The sequence below is a fragment of the Flavobacterium flabelliforme genome (assembly GCF_017948675.1).
In the GTDB taxonomy this organism is placed as follows: Bacteria; Bacteroidota; Bacteroidia; order Flavobacteriales; family Flavobacteriaceae; genus Flavobacterium; species Flavobacterium pygoscelis.
The window spans coordinates 649,767-675,838 of record NZ_JAGFBU010000001.1; the positions used below are offsets into that span (position 1 = coordinate 649,767).

Annotated in this window: 27 protein-coding genes and 1 tRNA gene; 13 read left to right on the forward strand and 15 right to left on the reverse strand. The window is 31.6% G+C overall.

Going from position 1 to position 26,072, the window contains the following annotated elements:
• Positions 1-43 precede the first annotated feature (43 nt).
• The 8 genes from J3S90_RS02825 to J3S90_RS02855 form a co-directional block, all read right to left on the reverse strand.
• Positions 44-115 (reverse strand) — tRNA-Glu (locus J3S90_RS02825).
• 217 nt (positions 116-332) lie between these two features.
• Entirely contained in the window at positions 333-464 is a 132-nt protein-coding gene (locus J3S90_RS16020) for a hypothetical protein (protein WP_255462775.1), read from the reverse strand.
• Between the two features lie 590 nt (positions 465-1,054).
• Positions 1,055-3,544: a heavy metal translocating P-type ATPase gene (locus J3S90_RS02830; RefSeq protein WP_210644589.1), complete on the reverse strand. Its 2,490-nt coding sequence runs from the start codon at positions 3,542-3,544 to the stop codon at positions 1,055-1,057.
• Between the two features lie 86 nt (positions 3,545-3,630).
• On the reverse strand, positions 3,631-4,191 hold the full coding sequence (locus J3S90_RS02835) for a helix-turn-helix domain-containing protein (protein WP_210644591.1): 561 nt from the start codon (positions 4,189-4,191) through the stop codon (positions 3,631-3,633).
• Positions 4,192-4,193: 2 nt separating this feature from the next.
• Positions 4,194-4,778, reverse strand: coding sequence for a DUF3347 domain-containing protein (locus tag J3S90_RS02840; RefSeq protein WP_210644593.1), 585 nt, complete (start codon positions 4,776-4,778; stop codon positions 4,194-4,196).
• A 220-nt stretch (positions 4,779-4,998) separates the two neighbouring features.
• Positions 4,999-5,343 (reverse strand): phage holin family protein, encoded by a 345-nt coding sequence (locus J3S90_RS02845; protein ID WP_188048852.1) that lies wholly within the window; start codon positions 5,341-5,343, stop codon positions 4,999-5,001.
• 53 nt (positions 5,344-5,396) lie between these two features.
• Entirely contained in the window at positions 5,397-6,155 is a 759-nt protein-coding gene (locus J3S90_RS02850; protein ID WP_210644595.1) for an alpha/beta fold hydrolase, read from the reverse strand.
• Positions 6,156-6,233: 78 nt separating this feature from the next.
• A complete protein-coding gene (locus J3S90_RS02855; protein ID WP_188048857.1) occupies positions 6,234-6,947 on the reverse strand; it encodes a pyridoxine 5'-phosphate synthase in 714 nt (237 codons plus the stop codon).
• Positions 6,948-7,061: 114 nt separating this feature from the next.
• Here J3S90_RS02855 and J3S90_RS02860 point away from each other — a divergent pair, with 114 nt between their 5' ends.
• The 8 genes from J3S90_RS02860 (at position 7,062) to murI (ending at position 15,410) form a co-directional block, all read left to right on the forward strand.
• Entirely contained in the window at positions 7,062-7,721 is a 660-nt protein-coding gene (locus J3S90_RS02860) for a CBS domain-containing protein (RefSeq protein ID WP_188048858.1), read from the forward strand.
• A gap of 102 nt (positions 7,722-7,823) precedes the next feature.
• Positions 7,824-8,708 carry an NAD kinase gene (locus J3S90_RS02865; protein WP_188048859.1) on the forward strand — a complete coding sequence of 295 codons (885 nt, stop codon included), beginning with the start codon at positions 7,824-7,826 and terminating at the stop codon, positions 8,706-8,708.
• A 161-nt stretch (positions 8,709-8,869) separates the two neighbouring features.
• Positions 8,870-9,544: a type IX secretion system protein PorG gene (gene porG / locus J3S90_RS02870; protein WP_210644598.1), complete on the forward strand. Its 675-nt coding sequence runs from the start codon at positions 8,870-8,872 to the stop codon at positions 9,542-9,544.
• Between the two features lie 4 nt (positions 9,545-9,548).
• On the forward strand, positions 9,549-10,289 hold the full coding sequence (locus tag J3S90_RS02875; protein WP_210644600.1) for an isoprenyl transferase: 741 nt from the start codon (positions 9,549-9,551) through the stop codon (positions 10,287-10,289).
• Positions 10,222-12,951, forward strand: coding sequence for a BamA/OMP85 family outer membrane protein (locus J3S90_RS02880; protein WP_188048862.1), 2,730 nt, complete (start codon positions 10,222-10,224; stop codon positions 12,949-12,951). Before J3S90_RS02875 ends, J3S90_RS02880 begins: the two co-directional genes overlap by 68 nt.
• Before the next feature lie 37 nt (positions 12,952-12,988).
• Positions 12,989-13,999, forward strand: coding sequence for an OmpH family outer membrane protein (locus J3S90_RS02885; RefSeq protein WP_210644602.1), 1,011 nt, complete (start codon positions 12,989-12,991; stop codon positions 13,997-13,999).
• A 21-nt stretch (positions 14,000-14,020) separates the two neighbouring features.
• Positions 14,021-14,521 (forward strand): OmpH family outer membrane protein, encoded by a 501-nt coding sequence (locus J3S90_RS02890; protein ID WP_188049498.1) that lies wholly within the window; start codon positions 14,021-14,023, stop codon positions 14,519-14,521.
• 112 nt (positions 14,522-14,633) lie between these two features.
• The gene (gene murI, locus J3S90_RS02895; protein ID WP_210644606.1) at positions 14,634-15,410 is read left to right on the forward strand and encodes a glutamate racemase; all 777 of its coding nucleotides are present in this window, start codon (positions 14,634-14,636) and stop codon (positions 15,408-15,410) included.
• Position 15,411: 1 nt separating this feature from the next.
• On the opposite strand, the gene J3S90_RS02900 is transcribed toward murI, so the two are convergent.
• Complete coding sequence (locus J3S90_RS02900; protein ID WP_188048865.1) at positions 15,412-15,930, reverse strand: gamma carbonic anhydrase family protein; 519 nt, start codon at positions 15,928-15,930, stop codon at positions 15,412-15,414.
• Between the two features lie 12 nt (positions 15,931-15,942).
• The gene (locus J3S90_RS02905) at positions 15,943-16,941 is read right to left on the reverse strand and encodes a PorP/SprF family type IX secretion system membrane protein (RefSeq protein WP_210644608.1); all 999 of its coding nucleotides are present in this window, start codon (positions 16,939-16,941) and stop codon (positions 15,943-15,945) included.
• A 165-nt stretch (positions 16,942-17,106) separates the two neighbouring features.
• On the opposite strand from J3S90_RS02905, the gene J3S90_RS02910 reads away from it, so the two are divergent.
• The 4 genes from J3S90_RS02910 to J3S90_RS02925 all read left to right on the forward strand — a co-directional run bounded on the left by J3S90_RS02910 (position 17,107) and on the right by J3S90_RS02925 (position 20,143).
• Positions 17,107-18,006 carry a NifU family protein gene (locus J3S90_RS02910; protein WP_188048867.1) on the forward strand — a complete coding sequence of 300 codons (900 nt, stop codon included), beginning with the start codon at positions 17,107-17,109 and terminating at the stop codon, positions 18,004-18,006.
• A 99-nt stretch (positions 18,007-18,105) separates the two neighbouring features.
• Positions 18,106-18,306 carry a dodecin family protein gene (locus J3S90_RS02915; protein WP_188048868.1) on the forward strand — a complete coding sequence of 67 codons (201 nt, stop codon included), beginning with the start codon at positions 18,106-18,108 and terminating at the stop codon, positions 18,304-18,306.
• A gap of 262 nt (positions 18,307-18,568) precedes the next feature.
• Positions 18,569-19,207, forward strand: a complete 639-nt coding sequence (locus tag J3S90_RS02920; RefSeq protein ID WP_210644610.1) for a hypothetical protein — start codon at positions 18,569-18,571, stop codon at positions 19,205-19,207.
• Positions 19,208-19,285: 78 nt separating this feature from the next.
• On the forward strand, positions 19,286-20,143 hold the full coding sequence (locus tag J3S90_RS02925) for a mechanosensitive ion channel family protein (protein WP_188048870.1): 858 nt from the start codon (positions 19,286-19,288) through the stop codon (positions 20,141-20,143).
• A gap of 20 nt (positions 20,144-20,163) precedes the next feature.
• Here the strand turns inward: J3S90_RS02925 and tsaB are convergent, their stop codons facing one another.
• The 3 genes from tsaB to J3S90_RS02940 form a co-directional block, all read right to left on the reverse strand.
• Complete coding sequence (gene tsaB / locus J3S90_RS02930; RefSeq protein WP_210644612.1) at positions 20,164-20,832, reverse strand: tRNA (adenosine(37)-N6)-threonylcarbamoyltransferase complex dimerization subunit type 1 TsaB; 669 nt, start codon at positions 20,830-20,832, stop codon at positions 20,164-20,166.
• A gap of 79 nt (positions 20,833-20,911) precedes the next feature.
• Complete coding sequence (locus J3S90_RS02935; protein ID WP_210644614.1) at positions 20,912-22,213, reverse strand: efflux RND transporter periplasmic adaptor subunit; 1,302 nt, start codon at positions 22,211-22,213, stop codon at positions 20,912-20,914.
• A gap of 7 nt (positions 22,214-22,220) precedes the next feature.
• Entirely contained in the window at positions 22,221-23,657 is a 1,437-nt protein-coding gene (locus tag J3S90_RS02940) for a TolC family protein (RefSeq protein ID WP_210644616.1), read from the reverse strand.
• 196 nt (positions 23,658-23,853) lie between these two features.
• Between J3S90_RS02940 and J3S90_RS02945 the strand changes: the two genes are divergently transcribed.
• Positions 23,854-25,263: a DUF4403 family protein gene (locus J3S90_RS02945; RefSeq protein ID WP_210644618.1), complete on the forward strand. Its 1,410-nt coding sequence runs from the start codon at positions 23,854-23,856 to the stop codon at positions 25,261-25,263.
• A gap of 27 nt (positions 25,264-25,290) precedes the next feature.
• On the opposite strand, the gene J3S90_RS16175 is transcribed toward J3S90_RS02945, so the two are convergent.
• Together J3S90_RS16175 and J3S90_RS02955 are read right to left on the reverse strand one after the other, a co-directional pair.
• A complete protein-coding gene (locus tag J3S90_RS16175) occupies positions 25,291-25,440 on the reverse strand; it encodes a hypothetical protein (RefSeq protein ID WP_370566786.1) in 150 nt (49 codons plus the stop codon).
• A gap of 88 nt (positions 25,441-25,528) precedes the next feature.
• Entirely contained in the window at positions 25,529-26,071 is a 543-nt protein-coding gene (locus J3S90_RS02955) for a DUF420 domain-containing protein (protein WP_210644620.1), read from the reverse strand.
• Position 26,072: the final 1 nt, after the last annotated feature.

Consider the following 26,072-nt stretch of genomic DNA (forward strand, 5'->3'; position numbering starts at 1 on the left):
TTATTTTGAGGCTTTTTTTTTAAGAAAATAAAAATTAATTTAGTAGCCCGTAGCGGAATCGAACCGCTCTTACATGGATGAAAACCATGCGTCCTAACCGATAGACGAACGGGCCTTACTTTTCAATTCGAGTGCAAAAGTATAACTATTTTTCAGATTTGCAACGCTTAAACTAAAAACTAAAGAGCTTTAAATACATTTTATCTACCTCAAATCCATAACCAATTCATAATTAGCAATTAGCATAGAAAAGAATTGTATTTATATTTTTAGATAAATACAATTCTTTTCAATCGGAGAATATTAATTTAAAAATGGAATATTCTAACAAATTATTTTCTTTTTCTATACAAGTGAGCTGCCGCTAATATTACGCCAGCAAAAATCAATATTGAAACCCACCAAAATAAGGGCAATCCAAAAAATGAATTTCCATCTGTAGTTACTTTTACTGTATCAATCATAATGCTATTTTTTATACAATTTACGCAATATTATTTAATTCAAATTATATCAAACGAATTGTTATTTTAGTTCAAAAAGAAAAGTTTTAACACCAATATGAAATACAAATAACACAACCTAATTAGACTTCATTGAAGATACTACATATTTAGATGTGTATTTCAATTATAATAATACCTACAAGGTCCTAAAAAGACCTTGCAGGAAATTGAAAACTAAATTGATTGTCATGTACTTCATTAAATTATCATACTGACTAAAACCACTATAGCACTCCTAAATGGCACAACCTAATTAGATTTCATTGAAGATACTACATATTTAGATGTGTATTTGAATTGTAATAATACTTACAAGGTCCTAATAAGACCTTGCAGGAAATTGAAAACTAAATTAATTGTCATGTACTTCATTAAATTATTACAATAACGAAAAGAGTAAGGCACTCCTGCAAGGTTTTGAAAACCTTGTAGGTATTATTATTTATTAAAGTTAACAGCTAAAAATCACAAAAAGAATTAGGAGAAATCTGAAAACTAATTTAGTTAATAATTTAATCCTCTAATTATAAAAAAGCTTTTAAATAATACTACAACTTCACATTACGCAATCGCAACGCATTTACTATTACCGAAACCGAACTAAAACTCATTGCCAACGCAGCAATCATTGGCGAAAGCAAAATTCCAAAAAATGGATATAAAACACCCGCAGCAATTGGAATACCAAGCACATTATAAAAGAAGGCAAAAAATAAGTTCTGATTGATATTTTTCATCACCGCATGACTGAGATTTTTAGCTTTTACAATGCCTTGCAAATCACCTTTTACCAATGTTATTTTGGCGCTTTCTATCGCTACATCAGTTCCAGTTCCCATGGCGATTCCAATATCGGCTTGCGCCAAAGCTGGAGCGTCATTGATTCCGTCTCCCGCCATAGCCACAATTTTGCCTTCAGCTTGCAAACGTTTTATTTCATTTAATTTATCTTCTGGTAAACAACCCGCTTTAATAGAGGTTAAATTCAACTCTTTTGCTACTGCTTTTGCTGTGTTTTTATTGTCACCAGTAAGCATAATCACTTCTACTCCTTGGCGTATTAATTCCTTTATTGCCGCTACACTTGTTGGTTTAATAGCATCTCGAATAGCAATAAAACCACAAGTCACACCGTCAAGGCTAATATATGAAACCGTTTTTCCAAGTTTCTGTTCTGCTATAACTTTATTCTCTAAGTCGACCGCTATTTCATTGCCAATCGTTTCCATCAAACTTCTATTTCCAAAAGCTACTTTTTTATTCGCTACAGTACCAACCACTCCTTTTCCTGAAATAGCTTGAAAATCTTGAACTTCTATTAATCCAATTTCTTTTAGTTCGGCAAACTTAACAACTGCTTGCGCTAAGGGATGCTCACTATATTTATTTAAAGAGGCGCAATTTTGCAATAGCTCCGCTTCATTATGTTGCGTTGAAAACACCTTCTCTACCGATGGTTTTCCTTCCGTGATCGTTCCTGTTTTATCGGTTATTAATACATTTACTTTGTTCATATTTTCTAAAGCTTCGGCATTTTTTATCAAAATACCAGAGTGTGCTCCTTTTCCAACACCTACCATTACAGACATTGGCGTAGCTAATCCCAATGCACAAGGACAAGCAATAATCAAAACAGCAATCGCATTTATAAATCCATAGACCAAAGCGGGTTCAGGACCAAAATTTGCCCAAACAATAAAAGTTATAATTGATGCTAGCACAACTGTAGGTACAAAATATTTTGCAATCTTGTCAGCTACTTTTTGAATAGGCGCTCTAGAACGACTGGCAGCATTTACCATTTGTACAATTTGCGAAAGCAGTGTTTCCGAACCCACTTTTTCAGCAATCATTACAAATGATTTATTTCCGTTGATGGTTCCCGCTACAACATCATCATTCACTTTTTTATCAACCGGAATGGGTTCACCCGAAATCATTGATTCGTCAATAGTACTTTCTCCGCTAGTAATTTTTCCGTCAACTGGAATTTTATCTCCAGGTTTTACACGCAGTAAATCTCCTTTTTTTATATCATGAATGGCTATTACTTTATCTACACCATTACTTACTATTGTGGCTTGCGTTGGTGCTAATTTCAAAAGTTCTTTTATCGCTCCACTCGTTCTACTGTGGGCTCTTGCTTCTAACAACTGACCTAATAAAACTAAGGTTAAAATAACTGTTGTAGCTTCAAAGTAAAGATGAACCGTCCCGTGATGCGTTTTAAATTCAGCTGGGAAAATTGCTGGAAAAAACAAACCGACTAAACTAAAAAGAAATGCTACCCCTGATCCAATTCCTATTAGCGTAAACATATTTAGATTCCAAGTAACAATAGATTTCCATGCACGTACAAAAAACATCGAACAAGCATAAAAAACCACCGGAAGTGATAATATCAATTCTACCGAATTCCATGTTTGCGTATCCACAATTTTGTTCAATGGATTATTCGGAATCATATCTGACATTGAAATTATAAAAATAGGAATTGTAAACAGAAGCGAAATCTTCATTTTACGCCAAAGCTCATTATAGGCTTTATTTTCTTCACCATCTTTTGGTTCCATTGTCACTAAGTCCATTCCGCATATAGAACAATTTCCGGGATGATCTTGTATTATTTCGGGATGCATCGAGCAAGTAAACATGATTTTGGTTGCTTCTAAATCCGGAGCTTTTACCAAATCCATTCCACAAACTGGACAGTCGCCAGCATCATCATATACTTTTTCGCCCTCGCAAAACATGGGACAATAATATTTTCCTGCGGCATTTTTAGGAAGTTCAACAACCACTTCTTCTATTGGTAATTTTAAATCATTGGGATTAAAAACCTTTATGGAGTATTTTCCAGCAGCAGTAAGTACTTCTTGAAATTCAGAAGTTTGAATTGGTTTTTGCATGGTGATAGTAGCAATTGGCGGATCTAAAGTAACCGTTGCTTGTATTTCTTCCATTGCATTCAATGCTTTTTCTACTTTGGTTCTGCAACCATCGCAAAACATTCCAGTAATTGTATATTTATAGGTCATTATTTTATAGGATTTGATGTGGGAAGCAAAATTACCATAAATAAAGACGAAAGAACTTGTACAATTCTGGATCTCTTATGTAATATTTATAGGTTTTCTATGAGGTGTCTTTTTGGCTCTTTTGAACTTTTAAAGGATGTTGGCGTTAGACCAGTTATTTTTTTAAATTGTTTACTTAAGTGGGAAGAACTGCTATAGTTAAGTTGTAAAGCAATTTCATTTAAAGTTAACTCATCATAAACAAGAAACTCTTTGACTCTTTCAATTTTTTGAAGGATGTAATAGTGCTCAATAGTTGTGTTTTCTTGTTGCGAAAAAACACTGCTAATATAACTGTAATCTTGACCAATAACGGCAACTATATAATTTGATAAATTCATCTGGAATTGATTGTCTTTAAAATAAACTAAATCAATGATCAAATTTTTTACTTTCTCGACCACTCGGCTTTTTTTATCATCAAGGATTTCAAAACCTAAGGTTATTAATTTCGCATTGAGTTGCTGCTCCTCTTCTTTGTCTAAAGTTTCGGAAATAACTGCGATTCCCAATTCGACTGAAATGGGATGGAGTCCAAACTTTACAAGTTCAGACTCCACGACCATGATGCACCGGCTGCAGACCATGTTTTTAATATACAGCTTCATTATTATTTAATAGTCTCTACAACTTCTCCACATTTTAGCATTTTAGTTCCATAATACGGATTTTTTACTGCATTTTCCTTACTTAACCAGTTAGCTCCTTTTCCGTCATTTGCCATAGGGCAAAACTGGTAATAAACAGGAGTTTGAAACTTAGCTACTTTAACCAAATCATACATTTTTTTAGACAAAGACACGAAAAGCAGTCTTTGTGCTTTTACATCTTGAGTTGCGGCAATACCTTTGGCATCAGCCATAACATTTTTCATTACTTTCATCCAAACTTTATGAACGTCTTTTGAAAGTTCACCCATCTTTACTTCGCTCAAAGAAGTGACTAACAATTTTGCTTTAGCAGCAGCTGTTACGCCATCAGTCTTCACCAATTCATCTTTAAGTAGAAAATAATTCTCAAAAACACCATTTAATTTAGCATCCAGCATATCAGTTTTGAATGAAGAGACAGAGCTGCTTCTTGTTTGCTTAGGCATTTTGACTTTATCAGTTGAAGATTTTAAGTTTGTTGCATTTACATTTGAAATGAAAAATAAAACCATAATTGCAATCACAGATTTTTTTATAGTACTCATTGTGTTCTTTATTTAAAATTATATTTGAGTATAAATTTAATGATTTTAAAGTATCAAAGTGGCAGAATTTTATTCTTTTTAGTTTTGATAAAAGTCAGACTCCATTTTTTAGTATCAAAAAAAAACAAACTAAAAAGAGAAACTGGAATACCCTATTTTTAAAAAAAAAGCTCAGTATCGTAAGACACCAAGCTTTCCTATAAAGAAAATGAGCAAATTATTACTTTCCTTCTCCTAGAATCCCATTCATAACAGACTGCAAAACGGACAATACAATACTAAATAACAAGGCTGTAAAAAAGGTGTCTACTTTAAAACCACCTACAATATTGGTACATAATATAATAATAAGTGCATTGATGATTAGCAAAAACAATCCTAAAGTAAGAATCGTAACTGGCAAAGTAAAAAGCACTAAAATTGGCTTGATAAAAATATTAAGCAATCCCAATACTATTGCCACAATTAATGCGGTAGAAAAACCAGCGACATGAACCCCGGGCATAAAATTTGAAATAAGCAAGACTAAAGCTGCTGTAACTATTATTTTAATCAGTAAATTCATTTTTTGTGTTTTTTAAGTTTTAATAAATGTAGTAATAATTAAAGTAGGTTTTACTATTGTAAAAAAGCAGTTACTTTTTGATAAAATTCTGCTGGATTTTCTGCATGCAACCAATGTCCAACATTTGGAATAGTTTCTATAATTGAATCAGGAAAATGCTTTTTGATGTTTTCAAAATCGCGATCTAATATATATTTCGAATTTCCACCACGAATAAATAATGTGGGTTTGCTAAAAACGAGATCTTCTGGAAGCGCAACCCCAATTTCATCCATTTTATGATTAAAAACAGCTAAATTGAATCGGAAAGCCAATTGACCTGGCTCTACCCAATATAAATTTTTCATTAAGAATTGGCGTGTTCCAAAATCAGGAATGAAGTTTTTCATAATCTCTTCCACATCCGAGCGACTTGGTTTTATAGAGAAATCAACGGCATTTAATCCTGCCAAAATATCCTGATGATGCTGTGGATAAAACTTGGGTCCAATATCAGCAACAATTAATTTGCTTACTAATTCAGGATGTCTTGTTGCTAAAAGCATCGCTACTTTTCCGCCCATGGAATGCCCAATGATATTAATGTTTTCGAGATTATGAAGTTGACAATAGTCGAAAACATCTTCAACCATGATTTCATAACTAAACTCTTCCGACTGTAAACTGCGACCGTGGTTGCGTAAATCTAATGCATGGACTTCGAAATTTACAGCGAACTGTGTGGCTAAGGTTTTCCAATTGTCAGACATTCCTAGAAATCCATGAAGGATTAATAGTGGCTGACCAGAACCTTCTATTTTTGAATATAACATTATATTTTAGATTGTAGAGTAATGATCAAAGATTATAGATCTAAATAAGCGTCTAAAATCATTACCCTTTTTAATGAATTATTTCATTTTTTGTAAATACATATTTACCACATTTTCTAAACCCAGATATAAAGCTTCTGAAATTAATGCGTGGCCAATAGATACTTCTAGCAAACCAGGAATATTTTGTTTAAAAAATTGAATGTTATCCAAACTTAAATCATGACCAGCATTGATTCCTAAATTTAATTCATTTGCAAAAATAGCCGCTTTGATATACGGATCAATTCCTCTTTCGTTGCCTAAACTATATTGGTGTGCAAAGGCTTCTGTGTATAATTCGATTCTATCGGTTCCCGTTTTTTTAGCACCTTCGATCATTTCATGAATAGGATCTACAAAAATAGAAGTTCGAATACCGTGACGTTGAAACTCTTGAATCATCTCTGTCAAATAGGCTTGATTTTTTACTGTATCCCAACCTGCCGAAGATGTAATGGCTCCAATAGCATCAGGAACTAAAGTTACTTGCTCTGGTTTGCATTCTAAAACTAAATCTATGAAATTATGTTGTGGATTTCCCTCAATATTAAATTCCGTGTAGACGATCGGTTTCAAGTCACGTGCATCTTGATAACGAATATGACGTTCATCTGGTCTAGGATGAATGGTGATTCCTTGCGCTCCAAATTTTTGAATATCGGTCGCTACTTTTAACAAATCGGGCACATTTCCACCGCGAGCATTACGCAAAGTGGCTATTTTATTGATATTTACACTTAACTTTGTCATGAAAACTAATTTTTATTTTGATACTACTATTTAGTAGAAGCAAAAATACAAAGTAAAATCTAGGACTTTTTGCTTATTTTTGATTATTTTGCATCGAATATTGAGGAATGATTTATGACAGAAATTACAGAATACATCACTAATGATTTTAAAGCGATTGACAGTCAAGATACCATATCTACTGTTCAAACGTTTTTTGACGATTTACATTTTTCGCATTTTCCAATTATCGAAGAGGGTATTTACATTGGGAGCATCGCAGCAGAAGATATTGAGACCTTTGATTTTGATAAAAAAGTAACCGATTATCGTTTTACATTAGAAGGTTTTTTTGCAAGAACTACAACAATTTGGCTTGATGTTTTAGAAGTTTTTGCCAAAAATCACACTAATTTAGTTCCCGTTTTGGATGAGAACAATACTTATGTGGGATATTATGAAATAGAAGACATCATGAAATTTTTTCATGAAACTCCTTTTTTGAAAGAACCAGGTGCCATCATCATTGTCAAAAAACCCATATTGGATTATTCTATGAGCCAAATTACTCAAATAGTCGAAAGCAATAATGGTAAGATTCTAGGAGTATTTATTTCCGAAGCAGATGCTTCAAGTGTAGAGGTGACTTTAAAAATAAGTTTAGGAGCAATGAATGAAATCATCCAAACTTTTAGAAGATACGATTATGAAATCATGTCCGACCATCAGGAAGATAATTACATCAACAATTTAAAGGAACGTTCTGAATATTTAGACAAGTACCTTAATATATAACAACAAATTTAGGAAATGGTTTTCATTAAAAAAGAAATGACTATTTATTGGTCCTCTTTTTTCAATTAACAACTATTTATCTCACTATCAAATTTAAAAAAAATGAAAGTAGCGATCTACGGTCAATATTATCAAAATAGCACACAACCCATTATAAATGACATTTTTGTTTTTCTCACCAAAAACAATGTAGAGATGATCATAGAAGCAAATTTTCTGTCGATGCTTTACGAACGTAAATTAGTAGAGAATAAATATAAAACTTTTACTTCTCACTTAGAATTAGATTCTAGTTTTGATATGTTAATTAGTATTGGCGGAGACGGAACAATTTTAAGAGCTGCTACATTAGTTCGTGATTCTGGAATACCAATCTTAGGAATTAACGCAGGCAGGTTAGGTTTTTTAGCAAGCGTTCAAAAAGAGAATATATCTGAATTCCTTCAATTTGTGTTAGATAAAAAATACACTATTTCTCAAAGAGCACTAATTAGCATAGACTGTTCTACGCCAAATGAGTCTATTGAAGAAATGAATTTTGCGATGAACGAAATCACAGTGAGCAGAAAAGATACTACAGCGATGATAACCATTGACACGTATTTAAATGGAGAATATTTAAATTCCTATTGGGCAGATGGCTTAATTATTTCAACACCTACAGGAACAACTGGCTATAATTTAAGTTGTGGCGGACCTATCTTGACTCCAGATGTAAAAAGTTTAGTAATAACTCCTATAGCACCACACAACTTAACCACTAGACCTCTTGTTGTACCAGATAGTACCGAAATTCGATTAAAAGTTTCAGGTAGAGAGGCCAATTATTTAGTCTCACTAGACTCCAGAGTTACGTCGGTAAAGAATGAGTCGATACTGACTTTAAAGAAAACACCTTTTAATATCAATATGGTAGAAATACCAAGAGAAACTTTTGTACAAACATTACGCAACAAATTACTTTGGGGAGAAGACAAAAGAAATTAATTCATTTTGAAAGAATGCGATACGATTTTATCCTTTTTTAACGTTTAAATAAACAAATACTTATTTTGTATTAAATAACTATGATAAAAAAATAGAGAATTAAACGAATGGGTATTGAAACGAATTGATAATTATTATATTTGCACGCAATTTTTGATTAAATGAACAAGATTTTTTATTTTTTTATTTGTCTTATCCCATTCATGGGTGCTCAAGCTCAGATTCATGAGGTTGGAGTATTCTTAGGAGGTAGTAATTATATTGGAGAAGTAGGACCTACAACGTACATCGCTCCAAATAAATTAGCATTTGGTTTACTCTATAAATGGAATAAAAGTCCTAGACATTCCTTTCGAGCTTCCTATATTCAGTCAGAGATTACTTCAAATGACTTAAATTCTAAAGAAAACAGTAGAACTCAAAGAGGATACCGTTTCGATAATGATTTAAAAGAATTTAATTTAGGTTTAGAATTCAACTTTTTTGATTTTAATCTTCACAATTTAGACAGAAAAATAACACCGTATGTTGCCTCTGGAGTCAGTTACTTTTTTAGCAAATACGAAATATCAGATCCTCAAACAGGCGCTAGATCTGGTGGAAGAACAGAGAGAAGAAAATCTATAGCAATTCCTATGATAGTCGGAGTAAAATCAAATTTATCTCCGCATTTAATTCTTGCTCTTGAAACCGGAGCACGATATACATTGACAGATAATATAGATGGCAGTTTTAATAACAATTTCGGAAATATAAATAATAATGATTGGTATGTATTTTCAGGAGTTACACTAACGTATACTTTTGGAGAAAAACCCTGTTATTGTGCACAATAAATAAATGAATTTACTACAGGACATTGACCCGTTAAGACTACCAAAACATCTAGCCATAATTATGGACGGAAATGGTCGTTGGGCAAAACAGCAAGGACTTTTGCGAGCTTTAGGTCATGAAAGCGGAACAAAATCTGTAAAAGTAATTATAGAAGCTAGTGCTAAACTTGGCATTGAGTTTCTTACTTTATACGCTTTTTCTACTGAAAATTGGAACAGACCAAAATTAGAAGTCGAAACCTTGATGAGAGTATTGATTAATTCTTTGAAAAAGGAATTAACTACTTTGCAAAAAAACAACATAAAGCTTACTGCAATTGGTAATTTAGAGCAATTACCAAAATCGGCACAAAAGGAACTTCTTGATGTAATTGACAAAACAAAAGACAATACGCAAATGACTCTAACCTTGGCCTTAAGCTACGGATCTAGAGAAGAACTTGTCAATGCGGTAAGAAATATATGTAGTAAAGTTAAAAATAATATAATTTCAATAGACAGTATTGACGATTCAATTATTAATGAGCATCTTTACACGCAAAATTTACCAGACGTAGATTTATTAATACGAACAAGTGGAGAACATAGAATAAGTAACTTTTTGTTGTGGCAGATTGCTTACGCAGAATTATATTTTACTGACATATTATGGCCAGACTTTAAAGAACAAGATTTATATGAGGCTATCGTTAGTTATCAAAAAAGAGAACGTAGATTTGGAAAAACAAGTGAACAAATTAAATAATTTTTTAGTGTTAAATAAAAGCATAAAAATAGCCCTTACCGTTTTGATTTTTGGAAGTTTTTCATCAGTGAAAGCCCAAGAAAGAGTTCCTTTTGATCAAGGTAAAAAATACATTTTAGCCGATGTTGCTATAATCGGAGATATCAGTTTCAATTCACAAACTGTCGTTACTTTTTCTGGTTTACAAAAAGGACAAGAACTTACTATTCCAGGTGAAGAAATCAGTACTGCTATCAAAAAACTAGGAAAACTTGGTCTTTTTGATGAAATTACTTTTTATGTAAATAAAATACAAAATGACAGTATCTATCTTGACTTAAACCTTATCGAATTACCAAAATTAAATGAGGTAAAGTTTGTTGGGGTTAAGAAAAACAAAACAGAATCTTTAATCAAAGATAATAGTCTTACTAAAGGTAAAGTGGTCAATGAAAACTTGATAACAACTACTAAAAATTATATTGAAAACAAATATAAAAAGGACGGTTATTACAATACTAAAGTTAATATCAACACAGTAAAAGATACCACTGTTGCCAACCAAGTCAATATGCTTGTTACTATTGACAAAGGAACAAAAGTAAAAATACATGAAATTGACTTTGTAGGAAATACAAAATTATCGGATAAAGTATTGCGTAAAGCGATGAAAGATACTAAACAAAAAAATCCTATCCGTATCCTAAAAGCATCCAAATTTATAAAAGAAAAATACAAATCTGATTTAGAAAAAGTGGTTGCTGCTTACAAGGAAAAAGGATATAGAGATGCTCGTATTATTTCAGATTCTGTAACTTATAATAAAGCTAAAAAAGCACTAGATATAAAAATTAATGTAGAAGAAGGTAATAAATATTATTTTGGAGATATTAAGTTTTTAGGAAATACTATTTATAGTGATCAAGGTTTGAGTCAAATTTTAGGCGTTAAAAAAGGAGACGTTTATAATGGAGTTTTACTTGAAAAAAGAATAGCCGATAAGACTAAGCCTGACGGAGAAGACATTACCAATTTATACCAAAATAACGGTTATTTATTCTCTAATATCAATGCCGTAGAAGTTAGAACAGCAAACGACACTATTGACTTCGAAATTAGAGTTACAGAAGGACCAATTGCTTATTTTAATAAAATCACCGTAGTAGGGAATGACAAAACTAATGACCGTGTAATTTATCGTGAGTTAAAAACTAAACCGGGCGAAAAATACAGTAAAGATTTATTAGTAAGAACAGTAAGAGAAATAGGTCAGCTTGGATTTTTTGATCCAGAAGCAATAGATCCTAAATTTAAAAATGTAGATTCATCAGCAGGAACTGTTGATATAGAATACAATCTTGTTGAAAAAGGGTCCAGCCAAATCGAACTTCAAGGAGGTTATGGTGGTGGTGGTTTCATCGGAACACTAGGATTGTCATTTAATAATTTTTCTGCTAGAAACTTATTAAACAAAGATGCTTACAAACCATTACCAATGGGTGATGGTCAAAAAGTATCATTGCGTTTACAAGCGAGTACGTACTTTCAAACTTATAGTGTTTCCTTTTCGGAGCCATGGTTTGGTGGTAAAAAACCAGTTTCTTTTAGCACATCATTATCTTACAGTAAACAGTTTTTAAATAACTACATTACACAGAGAGCAGATAAATCAAAAAGTTTTGACATCCTGACTTTATCTGTAGGAATTGCAAAAAGATTAACTGTGCCTGATGATTATTTCGTATTGTCTCAAGCTGTAAGTTACCAACACTACTCTTTAAATAATTACAACACTGGATTATTTACTTTTGGAGATGGTACTTCTAGAAACTTAGCTTATACAATAGGATTAACAAGAAGTAGTAAAGGTTTAAATCCTATTTTCCCGACTTATGGTTCTGAGTTTAGTATAACAGCAAAAATGACACCTCCTTATTCTTTATTTAATGGGATCAATTATGCTACTTTAGGAGATCAACAAGAATACAAATTAAAGAACACTGTAGACAGACAAAATATACCTGACACAAACGGTAATATTGTAAATATTGGAGATTATATCGACAGTAATGGAAACAAGGTTGCTGACTATACTCTTGCTGCAGCAGATCCTAGTAAAGTGGATCAAAAGAGATTTAATTGGTTAGAATATTATAAGATAAAATTTAAGGCTGATTGGTATAGTAAAATATACGGGAAACTAGTTCTTAAAACGATGGGTGAATTTGGTTTCCTTGGTGCATACAATCAAGAAAGAGGAGCAGTTCCTTTTGAGCGTTTCTATCTTGGTGGTGATGGGTTAGCAAATTATTCAATGGATGGTAGAGAAACTATTCAATTAAGAGGATATCCTAACAATTCATTGACACCTACAAATAATGCAGGAGAGCAAATTGGAGCAACTGTATTTAATAAGTTTTCAATGGAAATGCGTTATCCTATAACCCTAAAATCATCGGCATCAATTTATGCATTAGCCTTTGCAGAAGCAGGTTCATCATATGCTAGTTTCAAAAGCTACAATCCGTTTGCTTTAAACCGTTCTGCTGGTGTTGGTTTACGTGTCTTTATGCCGGCATTTGGATTATTAGGAATTGATTTTGGATATGGTTTTGATAGCCTTCCTGGAGAAACAAAAGCACATGGATGGGAACCTCACTTTATTATTGGTCAACAATTTTAATAAAAAGTGCTCATGATTTCTAAATAAAATAGCTTTTATGAAAAAACAATTTTTATCTGTATTTTTAGCATTGATCACATATTCTGGGGTTAATGCTCAAGCCAAAGGAACGAAATTAGGCTTTATTGACATGGAATACATTTTAGAAAATGTATCCGATTATACGGAAGCTAAAAATCAGTTAGATCAAAAAGCCAATAAGTGGAAATTAGAAATTGAAACAAAAAAAATTGAAATCAATAAATTAAAAGAAGCCCTAAAAGCAGAAAAAGTTTTATTGACTAAAGAACTAATAGAAGAGAGAGAAACCGAAATTGCGTTTCTTGAAAATCAAAACTTAGAATATCAATTAAAAAGATTTGGGCCTAATGGAGATTTAATGATTCAAAAATCTACTTTAGTCAAACCAATACAAGATCAAGTTTTTACTGCAGTTCAGGATATAGCTGAAAGATTAAAATATGATTTCATTTTTGATAAATCTTCAGATCTAACAATGCTTTTTGCAGCCAAAAGATTTGATATTAGTGAGCAAGTTTTACGAGTATTAAACCGAACAGAAAAAAGAGAGCAACTCACTAAAAAACAGCAAAAAGAAGCTGAAATAAAAGAAAGCAAAGAAGATGCCTTGGATGATAATCCAGATTTAGCAGAAAGAAAAAAACTTATAGAGGAGAAAAAGACGGCACGTGAACAAATTCTAGAAGAGAGAAAATTGCTTCAAGAACAAAAGAAACAAGAATTTGAAGATAAAAGAAAACAAATTCAAGCTGAAAGAGAAGCTAAAAAAGCTGGCACGGTTTCTGCAAATATCAAAGAAGACAATGCGGTAACCACTCCTAAAAATGTTGAAACTAAAAAAGAATCCTTGGAGGAATCTAAGCAAAAAGAAAATGATGCGAGACTAAAAATTTTAGAAGACCGTAAAAAGGTTATTGAAGATCGCAAAAAAGAATTAGACGAAAAAAGAAAAAAAACAATAGAAGAAAGAGAAGCTCTTAAAAAGGCTAAAGAAGAAAAAACAAAAGAAAATACAAACAATAATTAATTACTTAATATTTTTAAAATGATGAAACAAATCAAAACTCTACTAATTGCTGCGATATTAATGTTAGGAGCAAATCAAACTATTAATGCACAAGCAAAAACAGCTCATGTTGATGTAAGTGAAATTATGACAAAAATGCCAGCAATGTTAGATGCTCAAAAACAACTAGATAAATTGAGTGGTACATATGATGTTGAATACAAAAAAATGGTTGATGAATACCAAGGAAAATTAAAAAAATACGAAGCAGAAGCTGCAACAGTAACAGAAGCGATCAATGGAGACCGTTCTAAAGAAGTTCAGGACATGCAAAAAAGAATTGTTGATTATAGAGATAATGCTCAAAAAGAATTACAACAAAAAGAATCTGATATCGTTAAACCATTAATGGAAAAAGTAAGAGCTTCTATCCAAAAAGTAGGTAAAGCAAAAGGATTCCAATATGTATTAGACGGTTCTTCTCTTTTACTTGCTGATGGTCCAAACTTGACTGCTGATGTAAAAAAAGATTTAGGTTTCTAAAAAATAGAACATTTATTTGATAAACCGCTCCAACTATTATTAGCTGGAGCGGTTTTTTTTTGGACTAATAATTTTTTAGGAATTTTAAATCAGAGCACTTAACTTTGTTTTAATGGAAAACAATGAAGCAATAGGAATATTCGACTCTGGTATTGGCGGCACCTCTATTTGGTCGGCTATTCACGAACTACTACCTAACGAAAAAACGATATATCTAGCAGATAGTAAAAATGCACCTTACGGACAAAAAACGAAGGAAGAAATCATCGTTTTAAGCATGAAAAACACAGAGTTCTTACTCAATATGAATTGCAAGTTAATTGTTGTGGCATGCAACACGGCTACCACCAATGCAATTCAAGAATTAAGGGCAAAATATGATGTACCATTCATTGGTATTGAACCTGCTATAAAACCAGCTGTATTGCATTCTAAAACACAAATAATTGGGGTCTTAGCGACACAAGGCACCTTAAGCAGTACCCTTTTTAATAAAACCACAGAGAAGTATCAGGACACCAAAATAATTGAACAAGTAGGCAATGGATTAGTACAACTGATAGAATCTGGACAAATCAATTCTCCTGAAATGACTCAATTGCTCAACTCCTATCTTAAACCAATGATAGAAGCCAACATAGATTATTTAGTATTAGGCTGCAGTCATTATCCTTATCTAATCCCACAGATTAAAGCTATTCTACCTAATCATATTCAAATAATAGATTCTGGTGAAGCAGTTGCCAAACAAACTCAAAAACTATTGAGTGAGACCATAGGATTTAATTCATCTACTACAAGTGAAACAGTATTTTATACAAATACTGACTCCTCTGTTCTTAAACAAATTTTAGGAAATAAATATAAAGTACAAGAAAAGGAGTTTTAACCTATTTGTCTTCTTTTAACCAGCCAGAATACATAACATAGTTATTAGAAATACGTTCAATTTCTCCAGCAAAATCAGATTGATCGATATCTTTGACTTTTTTTGCAGGAACTCCTGCCCAAATTGTACCAGCACCAACAACTGTATTTTGAGTAATTACAGCACCTGCTGCCACAATAGAATTACTTTCTACAACACAATTGTCCATGACAATGGCTCCCATTCCAATTAATACGTTATCATGAATGGTACAACCATGCACAATTGCATTATGGCCAATTGAAACATTATTACCAACTACGGTAGCGTGTTTTTGATAAGTACAATGTATTACAGCTCCATCTTGAATATTGACTTTATTGCCAAATTTGATAAAATTTACATCTCCTCTAATAACAGCATTGAACCAAACACTACAATTTTCTCCAAAACTAACATCGCCAATAATTGTTGCATTTTCGGCTACATAACAGTCTTCAGGAATAGATGGCGTTTTGCCATTGACAGTTTTAATAAGCATAATAAATATAAATTAATTAATTGCGGGACAGTTACAATCGTATTTTACAGGTTTGCAAAACAAATCCATTCCCAAAGTGATTTGGTGATATCCACCGTTATCAAACTTAACGTTTCCTGATAATTGAGAATAAGTATAAGCGAACATAAATTTATTGAAATTTACACCGACAATTGGAGTAATATATTGTAATTTTTGTAAAGCAATACTGTTTCCATTTTTATATTCGGCACCATCAAAACTTCTTCGATAAGACAAGCCACCCCAAAGTCTTCCAAAATCTAAATTTTTATAAACTTTTAGATTTACGTCAATAGACTTCTCTTTAATTTTGTCGACCATTTGAAATAAAAGGGAAGGTTCCAATAATAGTTTTTCTTTATTACCAAAAATATAGCCTACGCTCAATAAATATTTTCTTAAATTATCACTTTCATACACGCTATAGATATCACGTCTAGTCTCAACAGCATTCTTGACTGTTGCATGCGCATAAAAATCTAGAAAATTATAAGAAGCACCAATATCTACATTAAAATAAGTGTCTTTTTGAACAATAGAACCATTGATATTAGGATCATAATCACCGGATTTTAAAAATTCAGTTTCGTCTAACTGACTTTGAATTAATCCTGCACTCATACCAAAAGAGAGTTGATTTAAATCAACTTCATCTCTAGAGAACATTAAGTGATAAGCGTAGGTAAGTTTAACTCCTTTTTGAGAATGATAACCATTTTTATCATTAAAAAGAATAATTCCTGCACCCGCTTTTTCTCCTACTCTACCGTTAAAACTAATTGTTTGTAACTCCGGAGCATCATCTTGATTGAACCATTGTTTCCTAGCTGTTAATCTAACTTTTGCACAATTAGATGCACCAGCCATAGAGGGATGAATCAAATAATAGTTGTCAGATAAATAATCCGAGTAAACCGGAATCCCTTCTTGTGCGAAACAATAAAAAGATAAAAAAAACAGTGAAATAGAAATTCTAAGTTTAAAAATCATTTAAGTATTATTAAGCAAATAAAGAATTTAAAATCAATATAATAATTCAATTAAAAAAAAAGTAATTGCATTAAATTTAAACTAAAGTTAATTTATTCATTAAAAAACCAAATATAGGTATTCGTAGAAAATAACTTTAGTAAATTTGTAAAAATTTGAAAAACAATGAAAACGATAACAATAAAAGAAACACAAAACCCAACTATATTAAAGTTTGAATTTCAAGACTTTATCACTCAGAATGAAAGTTTTGAATTTAAAAACATTGATGAAGCTAAACCATCGGCTTTAGCACAACAATTATTTTATTTACCATTTGTAAAAACAATTTACATTTCTGGAAATTTTATTGCTATAGAAAAATACAGCATTGTGGAATGGGATGATGTCAAAGATGCTGTTGCAGAACAAATAGAGAAATTTGTAAACGATGGCGGTACGATTATAACCGTAGATGAAAACAAATCTAAAAAACAACCTGTAACTGTTTATGGTGAAACAACACCAAATCCATCAGCATTAAAATTTGTAGTTAGTAAAATGCTAACTAAAAATGCTATTGAATTTAAAAACATAGATCAGACTTCGGCTTCTCCTTTAGCAAAAGAACTTTTTAAGTTTCCTTATGTAAAAGAAATTTTTATCGATGAAAATTATATTTCTGTAACGAAATATGAAATCAATGATTGGCAAGAAATAACGTTAGAATTAAGAAGCTTTATCAAACAATATATTGAAAATGGCGGAACTGTTTTAGACGAAAATTACGTTGCAACAGTAATTGCTGAAGAAAGCACTAAAGCTCAAGAATTTGATAATTTAGATGTAACCTCACAACAAATAATCAACATATTAGAAGAATATGTAAAACCTGCTGTACAAGCTGATGGAGGTAACATAGCGTTTGAATCATATAACGAAAGTGACAAAACTGTCAAAGTGATTTTACAAGGTGCTTGTAGCGGATGTCCATCTTCTACTTTTACTTTAAAAAGTGGTATAGAAAACATGCTTAAAAGTATGTTGAATGATGAAAGCATTAAAGTAGAAGCCGTAAACGGATAAAACCTTACTGAATTTCAACGTGTTATGTTAAATAAAATTAAATTTATTCAGTACATATAAATAAATTTGTATTTTTATAATTAACCAAAAACATAAATCATGTCTATATTAAAAGTAATAGAAGTACTTTCAAGCTCAGAGAAAAGTTGGGAAGATGCAGCTCAAAAAGGAGTTGCAAAGGCATCACAAACAATAAAAAACATTCGTTCTGTTTATGTTAAAGAACAAAGCGCTAAAGTTAGTGATGGTGGTATAACAGAATTTCGACTGAATATGAAAATAACATTCGAACTCGAATAAATTAATTATCGACTAGAAATAGAATAAAAAAAGCATCTCTTTAGAGGTGCTTTTTTTATTCACTATATCTTCATAAACATTTACAAAAGTAAAAGATAACTAAACAACAAAACAGCAGTATTGATTGAGTAGACATTATTATTCTTTTCATGAAATCAACAAAATCAAGATAGTATCTGATTATCAGCAAATTATTAGTGTTTTAATAAAGTAATGTTCACAAAAAAAGACTATTATTGCGTAACTAATCAAACAAAACAATATGGGACTATCATCATTTTTTAAGAATTTATTTGGCTCTGCCAAAGAAACTGCTATTGAATTAACAGATAAAGCAGAAAGTACTTTAGAGCAAGCAAAAGAATCTGCGGCTCCATATTTAGAAAAAGTAGAAAATTTTTCAGAAGAGACCTTAGAAAAAGCAAAAGAAACAGCAAAACCTTATTTGGAAAAAGTACAAACTATGGCTGAAGATACATTTGAAAAAGCCAAACAAACTACAACTCCCATTCTAGATAAGGCAGAGAATTATGCAAATCAAGCCAAGGAAACATTAAATGAATACTCTGAAAAAGCAGAAAAATCGATCGGCGATGTAGTAGATTCACTTAAAGAGAAGGCAGGAATGTCTAACGAAAAAGCAAATGAAATAGCAGTAGATACTACAACCAAAATTAATACTACTGCTGAAGCAATTAAAGAAAATGTACAAGAATTCACTAGTGATTCAGAAACCATTCTAAAAGACTCTGTGGATTCTTTAAAAGAAAAGACTAACACTGTTTCAGAAAAAGTAGAAGATTTTGCAGAAGAAGCTAAAAATACTATTGCAGACAATGTAGAAGAATTAAAAGAAGCAACTCAAAACACAATAAATAAAAAAGAAGAGAACTTAGATTAATTTAATAAAATGAATTAATTTGTATCTTTGTACATCAACCAAACCTTCTCCTATGAGAAGGTTTTTTATTTAGAAAAAATGAATTTAAATCCAGAACAAATAACAGATTACGCAAGCCATTTTTTAAAAGTACTAATTGATTATTCACCAAAATTAATTTCTGCCTTTCTTATCCTATTCGTAGGGCTTTACGTTATACGTTTAATTAATAGGTTTATACGAAAGTTAATGATTAGTAGAAAATTAGAACCTACATTAACAAAGTTCTTAGCAGATATATTACTTTGGGTGCTAAGAGTACTATTATTTGTATCATTTATTGGCAAATTAGGAATAGAAACCTCCTCATTTGTCGCTATTTTAGGAGCTATGGGACTTGCAGTAGGATTATCACTTCAAGGTTCCTTATCTAATTTTGCAGGTGGAATGCTAATTATTTTATTCAAGCCATTTAAAGTTGGGAATACAATTGAAGCTCAAGGTGTTGTCGGAACGGTTTCAGAAATACAAATATTTGTAACTAAATTAATTACAAGCAACAATCAAACTATTTTTATACCAAATGGATCTTTATCGAATGGAACAATTATCAATTACTCGTTACAAGAAACAAGAAGAGCAGATTTGAACATAGCGATATCCTACGACACCGATATCAAAAAAGCTAAAGAAATTATCATGACTGTTTTAAATAGCAATCCAAAAATATTAAAAACACCTGCAGCAGAAGTCTCTGTAAAAAGCCTAACCGATACCGGAATTCAATTAGCGGTTAGACCTTGGGCAAAAAACGAACATTTCTGGGGCGTTTATTCAGATACTTTAGAGGAATGTAAAAGAGCTTTTGATGCTGCAGGAATAACTATTCAACCATTTGTAATGGAACTTTCAAAAAGCACAGAAAACAATTCAAAAAAAGAGCAAAGCAATCAATAGATGTTCAAAGAAGTTTTAAATTACTTTTTTGAAGGAGTAATCATAAAATCTTTTAAGTAATAAGGTTCAAAATAAGCTACATCAACTGTGTCGTTTATTTTGAACTTTTCATAACTTATTGCACTCATTTCTTTAGCAGATGGGTATTTGATATTTTCTAAAAAATAAAAGTTTTCTTTAGTTAATACAGACTTGCATTTTTCGGCGCAGTCACCAACGAAGTAAAGTTTTTCTTCTAACTCTGAAAAAGAATCTTCTGAAATAATTTCGGCTAAGATTTCTCTTTTTTTATCAAATTTTGGATTAAAAACAGCACTGTAAACTTCCATTCTTCTGGCATCAATCATCGGAATTATTAATCCATCAGAAACTGAAACTTGCCTTGCTAAAACTTGTAATGTATCTACAGCAATCAAAGGAATTCCTAAAGCAAAACAAAGCCCTTTTGCAGCCGAAACTCCAATTCTCAATCCTGTATAAGATCCTGGACCTTGACTTACTGCAATTGCCTTTAAATCTTTTAAACTAATATCCGCTTCTTTAACAATTTCCTCTATAAATACGTGTAAACGTTCGGCATGAGAATACCCTTCCTCTGCAATTTCTTTACATAATATTGTTTTACCCTCTTTTGCTAGAGCTACAGAACAATTTTTGGTAGCAGTCTCAATATTTAATATATATTCCAATTTCAGATTTTATTTAAAAATGAAAATCACAATTATAAAAATTTTATAATTGTGATTTAAAAAATGATGCATTAATCAATTACTTTTTATTTTTTGTTTTTTCATTATCAGTTTTTAAAGAAACTAAATCTCCTGAATTCAAATCTTTAGTTACTGTTGCATAAGGTCCTGTAATAACAACATCGCCTTTTTGAAGCCCTGTTAAAACTTCAATATTTGTATCATCTTGAATTCCTGTTTTAATAATTCTAATTTTGGCCTTATCTCCTACTTTAACAAAAACACACTCGAATTTTTTATCTACTTTTGGAGCGTCCTTTTGTTCATCTTTAGGATCTACAACAGCAATATTTTTTACAGCAGTAGTATCCGACTTAACCACTACAGAACTAATAGGAACTGACAAAACATTCGCTTTTGTTTGAGTAATAATATCAACTGTTGCAGTCATTCCAGGTCTAAAAGGAGAATATGTATCCGGTTTTCCTTCTAATAAGTCTTTATAGGAATCTTTCAATATTCTTACCTTAACCTTAAAATTAGTTACTTGATCTGCTGTCAAAGCTGAACTAGCCGAATTGGAAATACTAGTTACAGTTCCTTTAAATTGTTTTTTCAAATAGGCATCAACTTCTACGTTTGCCTCATCTCCAACTTTAATCTTTACGATATCATTTTCATTAACATTAACTTCAACTTCCATATTATTCAAGTTGGCAACTCTTAAAATCTCAGTTCCTGTCATTTGTTGCGTCCCTAAAACACGTTCTCCTAGTTCAACATTCAATACTGAAATAGTTCCATCTGCAGGTGCATAAATTGTAGTACGCCCCAAATTGTCTTTCGCTTCGTTTACAGTTGCAGAGGCACTTTGTACATTAAAGTAAGCACTTTGTTTTGCTGCTTTTGCAACTTCATAGGAAGAAACTGCTTTATCCCAATCTGATTTTGAAATAATTCCTTTTTCAAATAAAGTTTTATTTCTATCATAACTTGATTTAGATTCATTGAAAGAAGCATCCGCTTGACTTAAATTGGCTTTGGTTCCTGATAAATTAGAAATGGAACGATTGTAACCAGAAGTATATAAATCAGGATTAATTTTTACTAATAAATCTCCTTTCTTTACTACCTGTCCTTCTTTTACATTCAAAGAAATAATCTCGCCTGAAACTTCCGACGAAATTTTAACTTCAATTTCTGGTTGAATTTTTCCAGTAGCCGAAACAGTTTCTACAATAGTCATTGGTACCACTTGAGCCGTTTCTATTTCGGTACCTTTCTCCTTATTACCGATTACTCCTGACTTTGAAAGAATTACTAGACTTGCAATTAGTACTACAGCACCTCCTATTAGGATATAAATTGTTTTTTTAGACATAATTAATTTAGTTTTTGATGAGAGAAATTCCAAAATAGAATTCTAAGATTTTAATTTTAAAAATGTAATCGTACTTAGTTCTAATAACTTCTGATTGCGCATTAGTTAATAAGGTTTGTGATTGGTTAAAATCGAAAGAGTTCATTAAACCAACATCATATTTTTCTTTTGCATAATCGTAGGCTCCTTGTCTGGCCTCTAAGGCTGCTAAAGAGGATTCATAAGTATTAAGAGCTCCTTTAGCATCTGCAAAAGCAGTGAAAACATTTCTCTGTAAATCTAAATCTTGTTGTTCTACTGCAATCTTAGATTTATCAAGACTTACTTTAGAACGCTCTATGTTATTGCTTACCGAAAATCCATTAAGGATTGGAATTGAAATTTGAACACCAAAAGATTGCCCTTTATTATTACTAAATTGATCAAAAAATGGTTCTGGTCCACCTAATACTCTACTGAAATTTGGAGCTAAAACATTTTGATTGGTACCTTCTACAAACCCCACTACTGATGTGGGACTTGCCGCATTTGGCACAACTCCAGTGATCCTGTCGCTATAAGCAACTCTAGAATTAAAACTATAAAAGCCTTGAATGGTAGGCATGTGAGCTCCTCTTGAAATTTCAAGATTTTTTTGTGCTATTTCTAGATTAGTTCTAGCAATTTTACTTTCTATTTTAGTTTCTAAAGCTTTACTATAAATTGCCGAAGGAGATTGAGATAAAATATTATTTTCATCATTAATATTGGTATCATCAACTACCTCAAAATTTTCAAAATCTTTAAGCTGTAATAGTTGACTTAAACTCAACTTAGAAATTAGCAAAGCATTTTCTGCAACAATAACATTTTGATTATTTAAGGCAACTGTAGCTTTAATATCTAATAAGTCACCTCTAGGAATAGAACCCGCATTCACCAATTCCTGTGATCTTGAAAATTGCTTTTCATTGATTCCTAATTGTTCTTTTTGAACCTTTAGATTTTCTTTATTAAAAAGAACTTGCAAAAAAGCATTAGCAACATTCAATGCAACATCTTCCTGCATTTTTACCAATTGATATTGAGAAGCTAAAATTGACAAATTCGCTTTGCGCAAATTATTTTGATTTTGTAAACCTCTATAAATATCAATTCCAACATTTACACCTGCAGATGTAAATTGTGTAGTTTGATTTTGAAGAAGTCCTGTTGTAATATCCTGATTCAAACCAATATTCCAAGAATGAGATGCACTAGCATTAACAGATGGAAGAAATTTACCTATAGCGCCTCTCTTATCAATTAACGCAACCTTAGAATCAAGTTCAGTTTGCTTAATCGAAATATTATTCTTTATAGCATATTGTACACATTCCTCTAAAGTCCATTTTTTGGCTTGTGCTTGTATGGTCACACAACCTGCTACAATAGTTATTAAACTGAGAAAAAATCTTTTTTTCATATTTTTTTTGAATAAAAGTGCAGAAACGATGCAAAACAAATTTAAGTTTTTATAACAAAGATCACTGTATTAATATAAAATATTTTACTCGTAATTACATTATAAAGCTATTAGACTTTAAGAAATAGCTTTTGTTACAAAAAACGATAAAAAAAGAATTCTTTTGTTAATTTTACTGCATTAAACTAAATTAAAAATGTCAAAATCAAGTTTTATATATAGCCTAGTTGGCTTCTGCATCTTCATGAGTAGTTGTGCACCAACAAATAAAATCGACGCTTTAAAACCAGAGCCTGATGATGCAACGCCATTAGTTTATGAGAACACGCCGTCCTTTATAAACATGCCTATTAGTGTAAAGATAAAAGACATTGAGTATCAAACAAACTCCGTCTTGAACGGACTTATATATGAAGATAATATTATTGAGGATGATGATATTGAAATGAAGATATGGAAGCTTGCTCCCATCACAATAAAAAATGACAACGCAGTAAAAGGCGAAAAAATCAAAACTACACTTCCCTTAAAAGCAGTAATTAAATACAGAATCGGAACCAAAAAATTAGGTATTGAAATGTATGACATCCGTGAATTTCATCTCGACGGAGTTGTTACACTAATTAGTGATGTAGCTTTGGTCAATTGGAAATTAACTACAAAAACAGAATTAAAATCTTTAGAATGGAATGAAAATCCAACGATGACTCTTTTTGGGAAAAATCTTCCAGTGACCTATCTAATAAATCCCGCAATCAAACTTTTTAAAACAAAAATTGAAACAAAAATTGATGCTATTATAGAAAAATCAATGGACTTTAAGCCAAATGTATTAGAAGCACTTGAAAAGATTTGCACACCATTTCAAATGAGCGAAAGTTATGAAAGTTGGCTTAGAATTGTTCCCATCGAAATATACTCTACGAATGCTAAGTTAAAAAATGATACTTTTATTTTAGACATGGGAATGAAATGCAATATGGAAACTCTTATAGGAAGACAACCAGAATCAAAATTTAACGCATCAAAAATTACCTTAAAACCTGTCACTACGATTCCAAATGCAATTTCTGCAAATATTGTTGCTGTTTCTACCTACAGAGATGCTTCGAAAATAATAACCAAAAACTTTTATGGACAAGAATTAGGTTCAGGATCAAAAAAAGTAAAAGTACAAGAAGTTTCTATTTGGCATAAAAACGGCAAAATGATAATCGCATTAGACCTTTTGGGAGCCGTGAACGGAACTATTTATTTATCTGGAACTCCTCAATATAATGAACAAACAAAAGAGATTTACTTCAATCAATTGAATTACGTATTAGACACTAAAAGTAAATTGATGAGAACTGCAAATTGGCTTGCAGAGGGTATAATTTTAAAGAAAATTGAACAAAGCTGTCGCTACTCTATAAAACCAAATTTAGAGGAAGCACAAAAAAGTATGATGACTTATTTAAAAAATTACTCGCCAATGCCAGGAGTATTTGTAAACGGCAAAATGGAAGAAATTCAGTTTGAAAAAATTCAATTAAACAACCAAGCAATCCTTGCCTTCATTAAAGTAAACGGCGTAGTGAATGTATCTGTCAACGGTATAAAATAATGATAGACAAGTTTCGAAATAAATTTATTAGCCCACTTTATTCTTTCTCATTCTATAAACAGCATACCCAATGCCTCCAACTAAAAGATAAGGAATTGCCATTAAATAAACTATCCCATCGTTAATAGCCTCAGCTTTTGCAGTATTACCTTCGCTAGTTAAGGCAGCACGACACATTGCGCACTGTGCATTTGAAGAAACAGAGAAAAGACCGAAAAAAAGAAGACAAAAATAAATTGACCACTTTCTTTTTATATTTTTTGTTTTAATATACATAATAAGGTGAAATCATTAAATAAACTACTACTCCAGTAACAGCAACATATAACCAAATAGGAAATGTAATTCGTGCAATCTTTTTATGCATTTCGAAATTTTGCGATAATGCCCTCACGTAAGTTATTAATACCATTGGTATAATAGCTATCGACAAAATAATATGAGAGGCTAAGATGAAAAAGTAGATATAACGAACAAATCCTAAACCGCCAAATTTTGTAGAATCGGCCGTCATATGATATGCAACATACATCACAAGAAAAGCAACTGACAAAGCAATTGCACCTGTCATTAAGCCTTCGTGGAGCTTTTTTTTACCATTCTTAATAGCAACAACTGCAGCGATTAAAAGTAAAGCGGTCAAACCATTAGTAGAGGCATAAATAGGAGGTAGAAAAGAAAGCGGCGCTACATCAAATCCAAAGTCTTTAAGTTTTACACCAAAAAGGATCGCAACAACAACTGGAATCACAATAGAAACAGCAATAATGAGGCTATTGTATTTTTGTTCTAATGAATTATTTTTCATT